This is a genomic window from Hyphobacterium sp., assembly GCF_965228115.1.
Lineage (GTDB): Bacteria > Pseudomonadota > Alphaproteobacteria > Caulobacterales > Maricaulaceae > Hyphobacterium.
The window spans coordinates 42,310-58,713 of the sequence record NZ_CBDDHC010000006.1; the positions used below are offsets into that span (position 1 = coordinate 42,310).

19 protein-coding genes are annotated in these 16,404 nt (G+C 63.1%); 10 read left to right on the plus strand and 9 right to left on the minus strand.

The window, feature by feature from the left end:
- Positions 1-3: 3 nt before the first annotated feature.
- Entirely contained in the window at positions 4-603 is a 600-nt protein-coding gene (hisB, locus tag ACO079_RS00300) for an imidazoleglycerol-phosphate dehydratase HisB (RefSeq protein WP_109768396.1), read from the minus strand.
- 132 nt (positions 604-735) lie between these two features.
- Between hisB and hslV the strand changes: the two genes are divergently transcribed.
- From hslV to hslU, 4 genes are read left to right on the plus strand one after another with little or no spacing between them, the layout of a single operon-like run.
- Positions 736-1,299 carry an ATP-dependent protease subunit HslV gene (hslV, locus tag ACO079_RS00305; RefSeq protein ID WP_306025992.1) on the plus strand — a complete coding sequence of 188 codons (564 nt, stop codon included), beginning with the start codon at positions 736-738 and terminating at the stop codon, positions 1,297-1,299.
- The gene (locus ACO079_RS00310) at positions 1,289-1,840 is read left to right on the plus strand and encodes a GNAT family N-acetyltransferase (protein ID WP_306025993.1); all 552 of its coding nucleotides are present in this window, start codon (positions 1,289-1,291) and stop codon (positions 1,838-1,840) included. The genes hslV and ACO079_RS00310 overlap by 11 nt, the downstream gene beginning before the upstream one ends.
- A gap of 1 nt (position 1,841) precedes the next feature.
- Positions 1,842-3,014, plus strand: a complete 1,173-nt coding sequence (locus ACO079_RS00315; protein ID WP_306025994.1) for a hypothetical protein — start codon at positions 1,842-1,844, stop codon at positions 3,012-3,014.
- Positions 3,011-4,321 carry an ATP-dependent protease ATPase subunit HslU gene (gene hslU, locus ACO079_RS00320; protein WP_109768365.1) on the plus strand — a complete coding sequence of 437 codons (1,311 nt, stop codon included), beginning with the start codon at positions 3,011-3,013 and terminating at the stop codon, positions 4,319-4,321. The genes ACO079_RS00315 and hslU overlap by 4 nt, the downstream gene beginning before the upstream one ends.
- A gap of 179 nt (positions 4,322-4,500) precedes the next feature.
- On the opposite strand, the gene ACO079_RS00325 is transcribed toward hslU, so the two are convergent.
- The 4 genes from ACO079_RS00325 to ACO079_RS00340 are packed head-to-tail and all read right to left on the minus strand — an operon-like array spanning position 4,501 to position 7,315.
- The gene (locus ACO079_RS00325) at positions 4,501-4,872 is read right to left on the minus strand and encodes a helix-turn-helix transcriptional regulator (RefSeq protein WP_306025995.1); all 372 of its coding nucleotides are present in this window, start codon (positions 4,870-4,872) and stop codon (positions 4,501-4,503) included.
- Entirely contained in the window at positions 4,869-5,501 is a 633-nt protein-coding gene (locus ACO079_RS00330; RefSeq protein ID WP_306025996.1) for a Smr/MutS family protein, read from the minus strand. Before ACO079_RS00330 ends, ACO079_RS00325 begins: the two co-directional genes overlap by 4 nt.
- A complete protein-coding gene (locus ACO079_RS00335) occupies positions 5,498-6,595 on the minus strand; it encodes a murein transglycosylase A (protein ID WP_306025997.1) in 1,098 nt (365 codons plus the stop codon). Before ACO079_RS00335 ends, ACO079_RS00330 begins: the two co-directional genes overlap by 4 nt.
- Before the next feature lie 21 nt (positions 6,596-6,616).
- Entirely contained in the window at positions 6,617-7,315 is a 699-nt protein-coding gene (locus ACO079_RS00340; RefSeq protein ID WP_109768395.1) for a Tim44/TimA family putative adaptor protein, read from the minus strand.
- A gap of 137 nt (positions 7,316-7,452) precedes the next feature.
- On the opposite strand from ACO079_RS00340, the gene ACO079_RS00345 reads away from it, so the two are divergent.
- Together ACO079_RS00345 and secB are read left to right on the plus strand one after the other, a co-directional pair.
- A complete protein-coding gene (locus tag ACO079_RS00345) occupies positions 7,453-7,953 on the plus strand; it encodes an FxsA family protein (RefSeq protein WP_306025998.1) in 501 nt (166 codons plus the stop codon).
- Between the two features lie 122 nt (positions 7,954-8,075).
- On the plus strand, positions 8,076-8,597 hold the full coding sequence (gene secB, locus ACO079_RS00350; protein ID WP_109768360.1) for a protein-export chaperone SecB: 522 nt from the start codon (positions 8,076-8,078) through the stop codon (positions 8,595-8,597).
- A gap of 27 nt (positions 8,598-8,624) precedes the next feature.
- On the opposite strand, the gene dnaQ is transcribed toward secB, so the two are convergent.
- From dnaQ to ACO079_RS00370, 4 genes are all read right to left on the minus strand, one after another.
- Complete coding sequence (dnaQ, locus tag ACO079_RS00355; protein ID WP_109768359.1) at positions 8,625-9,332, minus strand: DNA polymerase III subunit epsilon; 708 nt, start codon at positions 9,330-9,332, stop codon at positions 8,625-8,627.
- A gap of 94 nt (positions 9,333-9,426) precedes the next feature.
- Positions 9,427-10,038 carry a dephospho-CoA kinase gene (coaE, locus tag ACO079_RS00360; RefSeq protein WP_306025999.1) on the minus strand — a complete coding sequence of 204 codons (612 nt, stop codon included), beginning with the start codon at positions 10,036-10,038 and terminating at the stop codon, positions 9,427-9,429.
- Complete coding sequence (locus tag ACO079_RS00365; RefSeq protein WP_306026000.1) at positions 10,035-10,892, minus strand: shikimate dehydrogenase; 858 nt, start codon at positions 10,890-10,892, stop codon at positions 10,035-10,037. The genes coaE and ACO079_RS00365 overlap by 4 nt, the downstream gene beginning before the upstream one ends.
- Complete coding sequence (locus ACO079_RS00370; RefSeq protein ID WP_109768356.1) at positions 10,885-11,478, minus strand: Maf-like protein; 594 nt, start codon at positions 11,476-11,478, stop codon at positions 10,885-10,887. Before ACO079_RS00370 ends, ACO079_RS00365 begins: the two co-directional genes overlap by 8 nt.
- A gap of 479 nt (positions 11,479-11,957) precedes the next feature.
- Between ACO079_RS00370 and hemE the strand changes: the two genes are divergently transcribed.
- From hemE to mnmE, 4 genes are all read left to right on the plus strand, one after another.
- A complete protein-coding gene (hemE, locus tag ACO079_RS00375) occupies positions 11,958-12,983 on the plus strand; it encodes a uroporphyrinogen decarboxylase (protein ID WP_306026001.1) in 1,026 nt (341 codons plus the stop codon).
- Positions 12,984-12,988: 5 nt separating this feature from the next.
- Positions 12,989-13,534, plus strand: coding sequence for a protoporphyrinogen oxidase HemJ (gene hemJ, locus ACO079_RS00380; RefSeq protein ID WP_306026002.1), 546 nt, complete (start codon positions 12,989-12,991; stop codon positions 13,532-13,534).
- Between the two features lie 152 nt (positions 13,535-13,686).
- A complete protein-coding gene (gene rho / locus ACO079_RS00385; protein WP_109768394.1) occupies positions 13,687-14,952 on the plus strand; it encodes a transcription termination factor Rho in 1,266 nt (421 codons plus the stop codon).
- Between the two features lie 106 nt (positions 14,953-15,058).
- Entirely contained in the window at positions 15,059-16,369 is a 1,311-nt protein-coding gene (gene mnmE, locus ACO079_RS00390) for a tRNA uridine-5-carboxymethylaminomethyl(34) synthesis GTPase MnmE (protein WP_306026003.1), read from the plus strand.
- The last annotated feature ends 35 nt before the right edge of the window (positions 16,370-16,404 follow it).

Consider the following 16,404-nt stretch of genomic DNA (forward strand, 5'->3'; position numbering starts at 1 on the left):
GCCTTACCCGCTCAACGAACCCTTGGTGGACGGAACGGCGCCGGCCTGCCGCGGATCGATCTCGATGGCTGTGCGCAACACCCGCGCCACCGCCTTGAAGCAGGTTTCGGCGATGTGGTGGCTGTTGGCGGCATAAAAGTTCTCAACATGCAGCGTGATGCCGGCATGCTGGCTCAGCGCCTGGAAGAACTCCCGGACCAGCTCGGTGTCGAACGTGCCGATCTTCGGCGCGGTGAAGTCCACCTTCCAGACCAGGAAGGGCCGGCCGGAAACATCGAGCGCGGCGCGCGTCAGTGCCTCGTCCATGGCAAGGTCGAGGCTGGCATAGCGGGTCACACCGCGCCGGTCGCCAAGCCCCTTGCTGATCGCCTGACCGAGCGCGATGCCGACATCCTCGACCGTGTGATGATCGTCGATATGCGTGTCGCCGTTCGCCGCAATCGTCATGTCGATCAGCGAATGGCGCGCCAGCTGGTCGAGCATGTGGTCGAAAAACCCGATTCCGGTCGTAATCGACCGTTTGCCGGTGCCGTCCAGATCGACGGTCACACTGATGTCGGTTTCGTTGGTCTTGCGGCTGACAGTGGCCGTGCGGGCGCTCATCGTCTTGCACTCCGGGTTGATCGCGCGCCTCTTACCAAGCGACGGGCGCAAACGCCAGCCGGGCGAACGCCCGGATTGCATGGGCCTTTGCGCCACCTACATAGGGCGCAACGGTTCAAGAAGGACGAAGAGATGAGCGAACGAAACGGACTGCCTTCCATGCACGCGACGACCATCGTGACCGTGCGCAAGGGCGGCAAGGTCGTCATTGCCGGCGACGGCCAGGTGACGATGGGCCAGGCGACCGTGATGAAGGGCAATGCCCGCAAGGTGCGCAGGATCGGCAAGGACGGACAGGTGATTGCCGGATTTGCCGGCGCGACGGCGGACGCCTTCACCCTTCTGGAACGGCTCGAAAAGAAGCTCGAGCAGTATCCCGGACAGTTGATGCGCGCCTGCGTGGAACTGGCCAAGGACTGGCGCACGGACAAATATCTGCGCAATCTGGAAGCGCTTATGCTGGTCGCCGACAAGGATGTGTCGCTGTGCGTGACGGGCAATGGCGACGTGCTGGAACCCGAGCATGGCGTCATGGCGATCGGATCGGGCGGCAATTATGCGCTTGCAGCCGCCCGCGCGCTGGCCGACGGCGATCATGACGCGGAAACGATCGCCCGCAAGGCGATGGCCATCGCCGCCGAGATCTGCGTCTACACCAATGACAATCTGGTCATGGAAACGCTTGATGAAGGCTGACGCCGACGAGATCACCTTCCGGCCGGTGACCGACGGCGACTTGCCCATGCTGCGGTCGTGGATGGTCCAGCCCCATTGGCAGGAATGGTGGGGCGATGCGGAGACCGAACTGGGCTATGTCCGCGACATGATCGAGGGTCGCGACACGACCCGTCCGTACCTGTTTCTCGTCGGCGATGTGCCGATGGGCTATATCCAGTATTGGTTCATCGACGATCATCGGCGCGAACCCTGGCTGACCGACGAGCCCTGGATTGCCGAGTTGCCGGCCGGTAGCATCGGTGTTGACCTGTCGATCGGCGATGCGGCGGGGCTCGGCAAGGGTCTTGGTTCGGCGGCCCTGGCAGCCTTCGTCAGGACACTATGGGACGAGGGGTTTCGGGAGATCATCATCGATCCCGATCCCGCCAATGCGCGCGCCGTGCGGGCGTACCACAAGGCCGGATTTCGCACGATCGACGCCCTGAAGGGCCGGTTCGACAGCGTCCATCTCATGCGTTTTGACCCGAATGCGGCGATGTCCGGCGAAGAGGCGGCATGACATGATCACGCGCGAGCAACTCGACGACGCGGTACGCCGCGGCCTCATTGGGGCCGAACAGCGCGACGGTCTCATCAGGTTCGCTGATACGGGCTCTGTCGCATCCGAAGAAGCCAAAGACACGCCAGCGGCCGGCTTTGACGAACAGATGCGCCTGATCGGTGGCGGCAACGATGTGTTCGTGACGATCGGCGTCGTCATGCTGAGCGCCGGGCTCTTTGCCGCGCTGATCACGTTTCTGGGTGATCGGACGACGGTCATGTTCGGCATCATGGCCGTTTTCCTGTGGGCCGTCGCCGAGTTCGTCACACGACAGCGCCGCATGCGCCTGGCTTCCACCGTGATCGGGTTGGGCTTCCTGTTTGCCGTGCAGGCGATCCTCACCGACTGGGTGGTCACGGGCTATGGCATCGCGATGCCGGAAAACCCGCTGCAGCTTGCCGCCATGCGCCCGCAGCTGGGCATTGCAGGCACGGTTCTGCTGGGTGGTGTTGCGACCGCGGCGGTGCTCTATTTCTGGCGTTTCCGCGTGCCGGTCATGGCCGGCGCGATCGCGCTCTGCCTGACGGCGCTGTCCTTCTTCTATGTCACGCTGTTCCTTTATGACGGCGTGACCGAAGGCCGGCTTTATCTGCCGGCGCTCGACGATCTGCCGGACCTGTTGCGCAACGCGCTCTACATGCCGCTGATCTCGGGCCTTGCGATCTTCGCCGTCGGCGTGATGTTCGACCTGCGCGACCGCGAGCGGGTAACGGTCTGGTCGGACTGCGCCTTCTGGCTGCACGTGATCTCGGCGCCGCTGCTGGTCCATCCGCTGTTCATCATGTCGACGGGCCAGGATGTGGTGTTCGGCGAGATCGAGCCCGGCACGAGCGCCATGGTGATGCTCGCCGTTCTGATCACCGTCTTCGTCTATGTGGCGCTTGCCATCGACCGGCGTTCGCTGCTCATCCCGACGCTGGCCTATTTCGGGTCGCTCGGCATCTATTATCTGGTCAACTCGGCAGCCAACCAAACGGGAATTCCGCCGTTCGCGCTGATCCTGCTGGTCGTCGGCGCACTGATCATGGCGTTCGGCGCGGGCTGGCAGCGTATCCGCGGCTTGATCATACGCCCGACCCTCCCCACATCGCTGCTCGACAAACTTCCCCCCATCAGAGTGCATACCACATGACCAATTTCTCGCCCCGGGAGACCGTCTCGGAACTCGACCGCCATATTATCGGCCAGAAGGACGCCAAGCGCGCCGTTGCCATCGCGCTGCGCAATCGCTGGCGCCGCCAGCAGCTTGCCGACGATCTGCGCGACGAGGTGATGCCCAAGAACATTTTGATGATCGGGCCGACCGGCGTTGGCAAGACGGAGATCTCGCGTCGCCTGGCGCGGCTTGCGGGCGCCCCCTTCATCAAGGTGGAAGCGACCAAGTTTACCGAGGTCGGCTATGTCGGCCGCGATGTCGAGCAGATCGTCCGCGACCTGGTCGAGGTGGGTATCGGGCTTGTCCGGGAAAAAAAGCGCGAAGCGGTCAAGGCCAAGGCGCGCATCAATGCCGAGGAGCGTGTGCTCGAGGCACTGGTCGGCAAGAATGCCAGCCCGGCAACCCGGGATTCGTTTCGCAAGAAGCTGCGCGAAGGCCAGTTGGACGACAAGGAAATCGAGATCGAGGTGGCCGACCACGGCCAGGGCGGGATGCCCGGCTTCGACATTCCCGGCATGCCCGGCGGCAATGTCAGCATGATCAATCTCGGCGAGATCATGGGCAAGGCGTTCGGCCAGCGTACCAAACAGATCAAGACGAGCGTGCGCGAGAGCCACGATCTGCTGGTGGCCGACGAATCCGACAAGCTTCTGGACGAGGACCAGGTCGTGTCCGAGGCGCTGCGGTCGGTCGAAAATGACGGCATCGTCTTTCTGGACGAGATCGACAAGATCGCCGCCGGCGACGGTCGCATGTCGGGCGGCGTCAGCCGCGAAGGCGTGCAGCGCGACCTGCTGCCGCTGGTCGAGGGCACGACCGTGGCGACCAAATACGGGCCGGTGAAGACCGACCATGTGCTGTTCATCGCCTCGGGCGCCTTCCACGTCTCCAAACCGTCGGACCTTCTGCCCGAACTTCAGGGCCGGCTGCCGATCCGCGTCGAACTGCGCGCATTGGAGCGGGACGATTTCCGCCGCATCCTGACCGAGACCGAGGCCAGCCTGATCAAGCAGTATATCGCGCTGATGGCGACCGAGGAGGTGACGCTCGAATTCACCGACGACGCGATCGATGCACTGGCCGACATCGCCGTCGATCTCAACGCCTCCGTCGAGAATATCGGCGCGCGGCGGCTGCAGACGGTGATGGAACGGGTGCTCGACGAGATCTCGTTCGAAGCGCCCGACAAGGCGGGCACGACGATGGTGATCGACGCCGATTATGTGAAGACCAATGTCGGCGAACTGGCCCGCAACACGGACCTGTCGCGCTTCATTCTGTAGAACGCTTCTTATCCAACCCAGCCCTTGAGCGAAGGTCGGCGGCTGCCGCGTTTCAAACGGGGCAGCGCCGGATGGGGGGCAACGGCTCACCGTGGCGCCACATCGTTGTCCCTACCCGCTCGACCATCGCGAGCTTGGTTTCGCGTGCCTCCCCTCTCGGGGAAGGCGGGGCCTTGGCTTCACCGTTCCGATTGCCGGATCGCCGCATCGAGTCTCAGACGCAGATCTTCGATCGCGTCGTCCGACAGCACGTCGATGCCCGATGCCAAAAGATTGGCCAGTTCGGTCGCGCGCGGAGACAGCTCTGTCGTATCGATCGTCACGCGCGGCGCCGACTGAAGCGCCAGCCGCTGCAACTCGTCGGCGTCGTCCCAGATGATGTTCAGGCAGGCAATGATCTCCTGAACCAGGATCCAGCGCGGCACGCCGCGTTTGCCATGCTCGAGCGCCGACAGATAGGCGGGCGAGACGCCGATCGCCTGCGCCATCTGCCTCTGCGTCATGCCGCGCTCAGCGCGCAATTGCCGCAGCCGTTCGCCGAACGGGGTCATCGGTGCCGGTGCCCGTGCGGTTCGGCGGTCTTGCGCAGACGGACATAGAATGCGCCGTCGCCGCCATGGCCGCGTGCGGCGGACCGAATGCCGCTGACCAGGCCGGCGAACGGTTCGCGCGACAGCCAGAACGGCACCATCCGGCGCAGAACGCCGTCGCTGTGCGGTGAGCGTCCTTTGCCGGTGATGACCAGGACGTGACGGCAATCGCGCGCCCGCGCCTGCGTCAGAAAGCGGTGCAGCTGGCTCATCGCTTCGTTCTGGTTCATGTTGTGGAGATCGATGCTGGCGTCGATCGGTGTCCGGCCACGCGAGAGTTTTCGGTAGACCGGCTGTTCGATGGGAACAGGTCCGGGCGCCCGCGCTGCCCGTTGCGCCTGGCGAACAGGTGCCGGCGGCGCTGCCGACCGATTCGGTTCGCCTGCGGCGCCCCGCCTGGCAGGCGTCGATTGCGTCGGTGCATCCTCGCCGAACGCACCGGCCACCCAATCGTCCCAGACATCCTGCTGCGCCTGACGGTGACGCACGCGATCGAGCGGATTGACCGTCCGCGCGACCTTGTTCCACAGGATGCGGTCTTCAAGGCTGAGCGGATGGGTCGGTTTTCGGGACTTGCGGTGCTCGGTCACGGCGCCCATTCCTCCGGCAACCGGTCCACCATGTCACGGGGGACAAGAATCGTGAAGGTGCATGGCGACTTGACGCCACCGGCCGCCTCGCCCGCGGCCGAGCCGGTTCCGAAGAAGATGTCGCCGCGCGCGGCGCCAACGATCGCGGAACCGGTTTCCTGGGCGATCATCAGCCGCCGGAATGGCATGTCCCCGACACTGTCGGCATCGACGAAGACCGGCGTGCCGAACGTATGCAGAAGCCGATCGACGGCGAGCGAGCGGCCGGCGGTGAGCGGAACCTTTGCAGCCGCAACCGGTCCGTCGCCGGGCTCGCCTGCCGGCGTTTCGCGAAAGAAGATGTAGGACCGGTTTTCGGCCATCAGACCCGATGCCTGATCGGGATGAGCGGCAAGCCAGGCCCGGATCGACTGCATGGAGACGGAGGCGGCCGGTATCTCGCCACGATCGACCAGAAGCTTGCCGATGGCCGTGAATGGGTGACCGGTCTTGCCGTCATAGGTGATGCGCGTGGTGCTGCCGTCCGAAAATGTCAGGCGCGCTGCGCCCTGGATGTGGACGAAGAAGGCATCGACCGGGTCCGCGACAAAAGCGATCTCGAGGCCCTGTCCATCCAACGCACCGGCTTCGATCGCCGCCCGGTCATGAAATTCCGTCAGAACCCCATCATCGCCACGGCGGCCAAAGCGCATTTGCGGGTCGAAGTCTGGCGGACGATTGCTGTCATCGACGGGCACCAGATCGGGCGGGCGCCGGAGAAAGGGCACGGCAAAGGATGGTGTTCGACGATGGGAGGCCGAAAGCTCGGGTTCGTAGAAGCCGGTTACAAGGCCCTGCTCGCCGGTTCCGTTATCAAGGCGCACCGGGGCAAACCTGTTCTCGAAGAATCCGCGCGGGTCGTCTCGGGCGCCGAGCTCCGCCGCCTCTGCGGCCAGTGTCATCAGAGGTTCGGGCGGAATGCCGAGCCGTCCGGTTCGATAGGTTTCGCCCACCGGTTTTTGGCAGTGGCGCGCCAGTGTTGCCAGCGCGGCGGCATGATCGTCCTGCGCCCAGCCAGCCATGTCGGCGAATGCGATGCGGTTCAGGGACCACATGGTGGCCGCCAGTACCGCAGCTTACTCGTCGGCTTCGGTCGCTTCGAGTTTCCAGTCGGGCGCCTCGCTGCGCACATCGCGCATGAAGGTCCACACATCCTTGACCTCGGCGACCGCCTCGGGATCGCCTTCGATGATCTCGCCATCCTTGCCGCGCGTCGCCGAGACGAGCTGACTGACGACGGACACGGTGATGTGGGCTTCTGAATCGCGCATCTGGGCGCCGACAATATCGATGGTGTCGATGCCGACAAAGTTGGTCTGCACCGTTTCGCCCCGCGCCTCGCGTTCGTCGAGCGCTGCGGCAAATCCGTCATAGACATCGGCCGACAACAGGTTGCGCAGCGTCTTGCGGTCCCCATCGGCGAACGCCATGACGATCATCTCGTAGGCCATCTTGGCGCCGGCCAGGAACTCGCCGGGGTGGAATTCGGGCGCCGCATCGCGGATGGCACGCAGACCCTTGTTAACCTCGGTACCCGGTTTGGCCATCTTGTCGATATCGGCATAGGGTTCGGGGTTCTCGCCACGCCCCGGCAAAGTGATCACATTGTCCGCTTCGCCGGCGTCATCGCGCGCCACGTCCTCACCCTGACGGGAATAGGGATCGAAGGGCGGGCGCTCCTGGCCGGTGCGGCGCCCTAGGACATTGCGAAGCTGTATGAAGACGAAGACAGCCGCGACGACAAAGATCAGGGTGACAAAATTCGACGAGTCCATTGGGTTTCCGTTTTCGGTCTGGTTGTCGCACGCGGCGCGCATAGCTGATATAGAACGTGCACCGCCATCATTCAAACCGGGACCGGTCACGCTTACATGGGTTCAAACACCGTGTTCAACCTGTCCGGACCGCCACCATGCCATTTTCGCTGATCCCCTTCGCCCTGCTGGTCATCCCGCTGCTCGAAATTGCCGCTTTCGTGGTGATCGGCGGACAGATCGGTGTCTTCCCGACGCTGGCGCTGGTGGTCGTCACGGCGGTCATCGGCTCGATCCTGCTGCGCGTGCAGGGGTTCGGCCTGCTCAACCGTATCCAGGCCGAAATGAATGCCGGGCGGGTGCCAGCGCGCGAGCTGGTGCATGGCGTGATGCTGCTGGTTGCGGGAATTCTGCTGCTGACACCCGGTTTTGTGACCGACGCGGCAGGCTTTCTGCTGTTCGTGCCGCCGGTGCGCGATGCGGTCTGGGGCTTTGTCCGAAGCCGCGTTCGCGTCGTCGGGCCGGACGGTGCCAAATTTCACGATGGCGCGTCGGAAACGACCCCGCGGGACGGCCGCACGATCGATCTCGACGAGGACGATTTTGCGCGCGAACCCGACCCCGACACACCTTGGGGCGACGGCCCGCCACGCTCGTAGCTGACAGAAAGGCCGGTTACTATGGCCCGCTTGTCACACAGGGGGCACCATGCTAGGCGACCGCGAAATCTCCCGATCCGGCGCATTTGCGCCACTCCAGCAATTCCAAGAAGGCACCCAAGATGGCGGATGAAACCGACAAGACGAACGATGGCGAAACGGCAGCAGCCGCAGGAGCAACGACGGGCAACGGCAAATCGCCGCAGCTCAGCATCCTGACGCAGTACGTCAAGGATCTGTCGTTCGAGAGCCCCGGCGCGCCGATGACGCTGCGCCAGCGCGACAAGGCGCCGGCGATCAACATCAACATCAACGTCAACGCCAATCCGATGTCGGAAACCGACTATGACGTGGTGCTGACGCTGAACGCGACGGCCAAGGATGACGACAAGGTCCTGTTCAATGTCGAACTGATCTATGGCGGCGTGTTCCGCGTCGACGGCTTTCCCAAGGAGCACACGCTGCCGGTGGTCTTCATCGAATGCCCGCGCATGCTGTTCCCGTTCGCGCGGCAGATCGTGGCCGAATGCACACGCAATGGCGGTTTCCCGCCGCTGATGATCGATCCGGTCGATTTTGCGCGGATGTTCCAGCAGCGCATGGCCGAAGAACAGGCGCGCCAGAAGGTCGAAACGACGAACTGACCGAGAAAAGGGCCCGGCCGTGCCGTTTCAGGCGGGGCGGCGCCAGAGCGGGGCCTCGCCCAGCAGTCCGATCATCTCTTCATGCGCGGCGGCTTCGGCCGCCGTCAGGCGCGGCGGCAAGGGGTCGGCGCGCGTACCGACCACCGCAACCTTGTCCGGACCTTCGGATCCCGTGGCTTTGTCGGCGGCAGTGTCGGCGACCACCGACAAGCCGAGCGCCGCCTGCTTGCCGCCGACCAGCTCGATATAGACTTCGGCCAGAAGCTCGCTGTCGAGGAGCGCGCCGTGCTTCTCGCGCCGCGAATTGTCGATCCCGTAGCGCTTGCACAGGGCATCGAGCGAGTTCGGGCCCATCGGATGGCGCCGGCGGGCAAGGGCGAGCGAATCGACGATCCGGGCCGGATCGAGCGCCGGAAAGCCGATCCGGGCGAACTCCTCATTGAAGAAGCCGGCATCGAAGCCGGCATTGTGAGCGATCAGCCTGGCATCGCCGACAAAGGCGAACCAATCGTCGACGATTTCGGCAAAGCGCGGCTTGTCGATCAGCATCTCGTTGGAAATGCCGTGTACAGCCAGCGCCTCGGGATGCACCTCACGCCCGTCCGGATTGATGAAGACGTGAAACGATCGTCCGGTGATGAACCGGTTGTCGAGTTCGACGGCGCCAATCTCGATGATGCGGTCAGCCTTGTTGTCGAGGCCGGTCGTTTCGGTGTCGAAGATAATTTCACGCATTGTTCGCCCAGTCTGCAAATCGCCATAACAGGATGGCGGTGCGCCCTGCCTCGGGCAAGACGTGCGCGGAACCATCCAAAGGCAATCGGCCGGTTCAGCCGGCCGCTTCGGCAAGGTTTCGGGGCGGCGGCTGCAGCACGGTGATCAGATCACGCACCTTGGCGCGCGCGCAGTCCATGCCCAACGACGTGTCGATGATGAAATCGGCCTTGGCACGCTTTTCACGATCCGGAACCTGGCGGGCGAGGATCGCCGCGAAACGATCTTCGGTCATGCCGGGCCGGGCGAGGACGCGCTCGCGCTGCACATCGGCCGGCGCAGTAACCACAAGCACCTTGTCGACCCGATCCTGTGCGCCCACCTCGAACAGAAGCGGGATGTCGAGGACCACCAGGCCAGCTCCATCGGCACGCGCACGGTCGACGAACGCGGCTTCGTGCGCAGCGACCAGCGGATGGACGATCGCCTCGAGCCGTCCCAGCGCCTCAGCGTCGCCCAGAACCCGCTCGCCCAGCTGTTTGCGATCGACAATGCCGTCCATCACCGTGCCGGGAAAAGCCGTCTCGATGAGCGGCGCAGCATCGCCGCGGTAAAGCTCGTGAACGGCGGCGTCGGAATCGTGCACGGGAATTCCTGCCTCGGTGAACATGGCGGCGGTCGTCGACTTGCCCATACCGATCGAACCGGTCAGCCCCAGACGGATCATGACGCGTTGTCCCCCGCACAGTGCGCCTCAAGGTCGGCGACGATATGGGCGCGCAGGTCCGGTGTCACCAGTGGCCGGACGCCGAACCACCGTTCGAATCCCGGGACTGCCTGATGCAGCAGCATGCCTAGACCGTCGGCAACGGTCAGGCCGCGGTCGCGCGCGGCGGCAAGCATGGGCGTGACCAGCGGCGCATAGACGATGTCGGTCACGATCGCCTGGTCACCGACCTTGTCGAGATCAAGCATCAAAGGCGGTTCGCCGGACATGCCCAGCGACGTCGTGTTGACCACCAGATCGGCATCGGCCGCCCGTTCGTCGATTGCGGCGAGCGGGGCGGCATGAATGGACTCGCCAAACAAGTCGGCGAGTTCAGCGGCCCGGTCGCGGGTGCGGTTGGCCAGATCGATATGGCGATAGCCGGCTTGGAGCAGCGCATGGAGGATTGCGCGGCTTGCGCCGCCCGCGCCGATCACCAATGCACGTTGGCCGGCGCGCCATTGCGGTGTCCAATCGTCGAGATTGGCCGCAAAGCCATAGGCATCGCTGTTGCCGGCGGCGAGCTCGCCGCGCTCTTTCCAGATGGTATTGACGGCCCCGATCGCTTCGGCCGCCGCATCACGCTTGTCGATAGCGGCAAACGCGGTCTGCTTGTGCGGAATGGTGACATTGCCGCCGGCCCAATTGGACGCCGACAGACCGGCCAGGAAGAACGGGAAATCGTCAGGGGCGATATCGAGCGGTTCGTACGATCCGGCCAGGCCAAGCCGGTCGAGCCAGAAGCGATGGATCAAAGGCGATCGCGAATGGCCGATCGGGTGCCCGGCGACGAAGGCGCGCGCCGGATCAGCCATCGATCATGTCCAGGCGCCGCAGTTCGGCCAGAAGCGGCAGCATGGGCATGCCGATGATGGTGAAGTAATCGCCCTCGACCCGGTCAAAAAGCCTGATGCCCGCGCCTTCGATCTGATAGGCGCCGACGCTCTGCAACGCCGCCTCGCCGACTTCGGCGAGATATCGGCCTATGAATGCCGGTGACAGGGTCCGCACATGCATGTGTGCCGTCGATACATGACGCCATAGCGTCTCTCCGTCGCGGACAAGCGCCAGTGCGCTGTGCAGCGCGTGCGCCTTGCCGGACATGGCCAGAAGACGGAACCGCGCTTCTTCCATGTTGGCCGGCTTATGCAGCAGTTCGCCGTCGAGCGCCATCGTCTGGTCCGCCCCCAGGACCAGCGCGCCGGGATGGCGTGCGCTGACATCGAGCGCCTTGGCCTCGGCAAGCACGGCCGCCACGTCGGCGGCATCGAGACCGCTTTCAACGAGCGGCGCTTCCACCGCCCGCTCCTCAATATCGGCCGCATCGGTCGAAAAGATGAGGCCGGCCTTGGTCAGAAGTTCGGCTCGGAAGGGGCTGGACGATGCAAGAACGAAGGTCATGGTCGGCTCTGAAGGCTGGGCGTCAGTGGGTGGCCTAACCTGCCGGAGGGCGCCGGACAAGCGCAAAGCCCCGGACGGACGCCTGCCGTGGGTTGGGGACAATTCCGGTGGGCAAACGCGATTGTCTGCCGCTTGGTTCACAGGCGCGGGCAAATGCGCGTGATCGGTCAACATGGATGGACCGGACTTTTGCTCCTGCACGCCGGTAGTGAACGGAGAAACAAAACGCCGTCCACTGGCCATTCACATGAAATGATCCCGTTGGTAACGATTAAATATCTGATAAATAATCATTTTTAGGTTTGTCCTCGTCGATTCTGGTTTTCACTATCCAGCCGTCCGACGCAGGAACGCTGTGTATGAGAGGTGGAAAACCGCGGACAAAAGATTCATACCCGCAACTCACAGACTCATAGAAAAATCAAAAAACCTTCGTTAGACATCTCATTCTTAAAAGGGCTGTGAAAGGAGTGCGTTGCATGGGCCAGCGGACGATACTGGAAGTCATGCAGGGCGCGACGGTTACGCCACCGCCGATCTGGGTGATGCGGCAGGCGGGGCGTTATCTGCCCGAATATCGCGAGACACGCGCGAGGGCGAAGAACTTCCTCGATTTCTGCTACACGCCCGATCTGGCCGTTGAAGCGACGTTGCAGCCAATCCGCCGTTACGGCTTTGATGCGGCGATTCTTTTTTCGGATATTCTGGTGATCCCCGACGCACTCGACCGTGATGTGTCCTTCGTGCAGGGCGAGGGACCCCGAATGCGTCCGCTTGAAGGCGACGAAATCGAGAAGCTCGATTCAAGCCGTGTTCTTGATCATCTGGCGCCTGTTTTCGAAACGGTGCGGCGATTGCGCGTGGCGTTGCCGGATGAAACGGCGCTTTTGGGTTTTTGTGGCGCCCCCTGGACGGTGGCGACCTACATGATCGCCGGGCACGGAACACCCGACCAGGCCCCATCGCGTCTGATGCTCTATCGCGAGCCGGCGCGGCTGGAGAAGTTGCTCGACATACTCGCCGAGGCGTCGGCGCGTTATCTGATCGCGCAGATCGATGCGGGGGCCGACGCCGTCAAGATTTTCGACAGTTGGGCGGGTGTTCTCGATCGTGTGGCATTCGAGCGGTGTTCGGTGGCGCCGGTTCGCAAGATCATTGAAACGGTGAAGCGCGAACGGCCCGGAACGCCGGTGATCGCCTTTCCGAAAGGCGCCGGCTGGCAATATCGCGACTACCGCGAAAAGACGGGTGCGGACATGATCGCGCTCGACTGGACGGTTCCACTCGATGTCGCGGCCCAGTTGCAGAAAGAAGGGCCGGTTCAGGGCAATCTGGACCCTTTGCGGGTCGTGGCGGGCAGGGCGGCGATCAAGGAAGGGGTCGATCGCATTCTCGACGCGCTGGCGGGCGGGCCGTTCGTCTTCAATCTCGGACACGGGATCACGCCGCAGGCCGATCCGGACGATATGGCCTATCTGGTCGACTGCGTACGCGGCAAGGCCTAGCGGCCATGAAGGGGCCGGGCGGGGAGATATCGGAGACCAAGGGGCGCAAGGCGGCCATGCGTGCGTTGATGGCGCTGGCGGTTTTTCTTGGCCTGGCGGCTTTCATATTCGTTTTGTCGCCGCCGGCGCGCTATGACTGGGCAAAAGCCATCCATGTCGTCGCGGTGATTTCGTGGATGGCGGGCATGCTGTACCTGCCGCGGCTGTTCGTTTATCATTGCGATGCAGAACCGGGTTCGGTCCAGGCCGACACATTCGTCGTCATGGAGCGGCGGCTCCTGAAGGTGATCATGCTTCCCGCGATGATCGTTTCCTGGGCCGTCGGTCTCTGGCTGGCATGGACCGGCGCATTTTTCCTGGAAATCTGGTTTATCGGTAAACTCGTCGCCGTGCTGATCATGAGTTGGGCGCATGGCTATCTGGCGAAATCGGCCCGTCTGTTCGCCGAAGGACGCAACGACAAGCCGGCGCGTCATTGGCGGATCGTCAACGAAGTGCCGACGATCGCGATGATCGCGGCGGTGATCCTGGTAATCGTCAAACCGTTCTAGGAACGCCGCGCTTGTCGGGTGGCACGGCGAATTGTCTTGCCCGTGCGGCTTGAAATCGCCATGATGACGGCGTATGTGGCGGCCAGTTCTCGGTGCCCTTCTTCCTTCCCTCCGCGCCGGGCTTTTCCCTTTACGTCCGCATTGGTTCAACCATGGAACAAATGAAGCTACACGATTTGCAGCAGAAGTCTGCGCCCGAACTTGTGGAGTTCGCCGAAAGCCTTGAGGTCGAAAATGCCAGTGTCCTGCGCAAGCAGGAGCTGATGTTTGCCATTCTCAAGCGTCTGGCCGCCGATGATATCGAGATCATCGGCGAGGGCGTGGTCGAGGTGCTTCAGGACGGGTTCGGCTTTTTGCGGTCGGCCAGTGCGAATTATCTGCCTGGACCTGACGACATCTATATCTCGCCATCGCAGATCCGGCGTTTTTCGCTGAAGACCGGCGATACGGTCCAGGGCACGATCCGTGCGCCCAAGGACGGGGAACGCTATTTTGCTTTGCTCAAGGTCAACACGATCAATTTCGAAGACCCCGAGAAGATCCGTCACAAGAGCCATTTCGACAATCTGACGCCGCTTTATCCCGACAGCCGCATCAATATGGAGGTCGAAAACGCCGAGACGAAGGATTTGTCGGCGCGCGTGATCGATCTCGTCGCGCCGCTCGGCAAGGGCCAGCGCGGTCTGATTGTCGCGCCGCCTCGCACGGGTAAAACGGTGCTTTTGCAGAACATCGCCCATTCGATCACCGCCAATCACCCCGAATGCTATCTGATCGTGCTGCTGATCGACGAACGGCCCGAGGAAGTCACGGACATGCAGCGTTCGGTGAAGGGCGAGGTCGTGTCGTCGACGTTCGATGAACCGGCGACCCGCCATGTTCAGGTTGCCGAGATGGTGATCGAAAAGGCCAAGCGTCTGGTCGAACATGGCCGCGATGTCGTCATCCTGCTCGATTCGATCACACGGCTGGGCCGGGCCTACAACACGGTCGTGCCTTCGAGCGGCAAGGTGCTGACCGGCGGTGTCGATGCCAACGCGCTGCAGCGGCCCAAGCGCTTCTTCGGTGCGGCGCGCAATATCGAGGAAGGCGGTTCGCTGACGATTATCGCCACCGCTCTGATCGATACGGGCAGCCGCATGGACGAGGTGATCTTCGAAGAATTCAAGGGAACGGGCAATTCGGAAATCGTGCTCGACCGGAAGGTTGCCGACAAACGCATCTTCCCCTCCATGGATATCCTCAAATCGGGTACCCGCAAGGAAGACCTTCTGGTGCCGCGTTCGGACCTTCAGAAGATCTTCGTGCTTCGGCGCATTCTGTCGCCGATGGGAACGACGGATGCCATCGAGTTCCTGATCGACAAGCTGCGCCAGACCAAGAACAATGGCGAATTCTTCGATTCCATGAACGCCTGATCGATTCGGTCTCGAAACGTCGTTGGTGCAGATCGCGGAGACCGATTCGATTCTGATGTGAAACGAATCGAATGAACATTGATGTCTGGCGCCGCATGGAGCCTGCATGACGGATACGATCATCGCGTTGTCCAGCGGAGCCTTGCCGTCGGGCATTGCCATTGTTCGGGCATCCGGCACCGCGTCGGGAGCGCTTGCGGAGCGCTTTTGCGGCGCCCTTCCCGCGCCGCGAACGGCGGCGTTGCGTGTCTTTCGCGACGATGAGGCATTGGAGATCGATCGCGGGTATGTGCTGTGGTTGCCAGGCCCGGCGAGCTTTACCGGAGAGGATTGCGTCGAATTTCACCTGCACGGCAGCCGCGCAGTGGTCGATCGTGTTTTGGACCTGGCCACGGAAATGCCCGGGGTTCGTCTTGCAGAAGCGGGTGAATTTGCCCGCCGGGCGTTTTCCAACGGCAAGCTCGATTTGGTGGAAGCCGAGGCGCTTGGCGATCTGATTTCGGCGGAGACGGAAGCACAGCGTCGTTTTGCGGTCGAACTGGCCGGTGGGGCGCAATCGTCCCTTTACGAGGATTGGCGAGCCCGCTTGCTCCATGCGCGGTCGATGATCGAGGCGGAGATCGATTTTTCCGATGAGGACGATGTGCCCGGTTCGGTGTCCGATCGGGTTTGGGCGGACATGCGGACGATGAGCGACGCATTGTCCCGCCACATGGACGGTGAACGGCGCGGCCGCATCATGCGGTCCGGACTTCAGGTCGCCATCGTCGGCGTTCCGAATGCGGGCAAATCCACGCTTCTCAATGCGATGGCCGGCAGCGACCGCGCGATTGTTTCCCCGGAACCGGGCACGACGCGCGATGTTGTGGAGGCTCGTCTGGACCTTGGCGGCCATCTGGTGGTGCTGGCCGATACCGCCGGATTGCGCGATGAAGCGGGCACGGTGGAAGGAGAAGGCATTCGCCGTGCGATTCAGCGCGCTGCGGAGGCCGACCTTGTGTTGCACGTATCGGAGACGGGTTTGTTCGAGATGCCCCAACTGCCTGATGGCCTGGCGGTCTGGACCGTGCGCACCAAGGCCGATTTGACCGTGGACGGCGCGAGGCCGGTCCAAGCAGCCGATTATGCGCTGAGCGCCGTGACAGGTGAGGGGCTCGGGGCCTTGGTTGCCGCGCTGACCGATTTTGCACGGGATCGCGCCGGAGGCTCGGATCTCGCGCCGGGACGTGCCCGACACATGCAACATCTGGCTGCCTGCAAGGCCCACCTGATCGATTCGCTGTCGGAACAATTGCCGTTGGAGCTGAGGGCGGAGCATTTGCGTCTCGCCGGAGAGCAGCTCGGGCGGATAACGGGCCGCATCGATGTTGAGGACATGCTGGGAACGATTTTCTCGCAGTTCTGCATCGGCAAGTGATTCACGTGAAACAGCGCTGGCCTGGATGCGATATG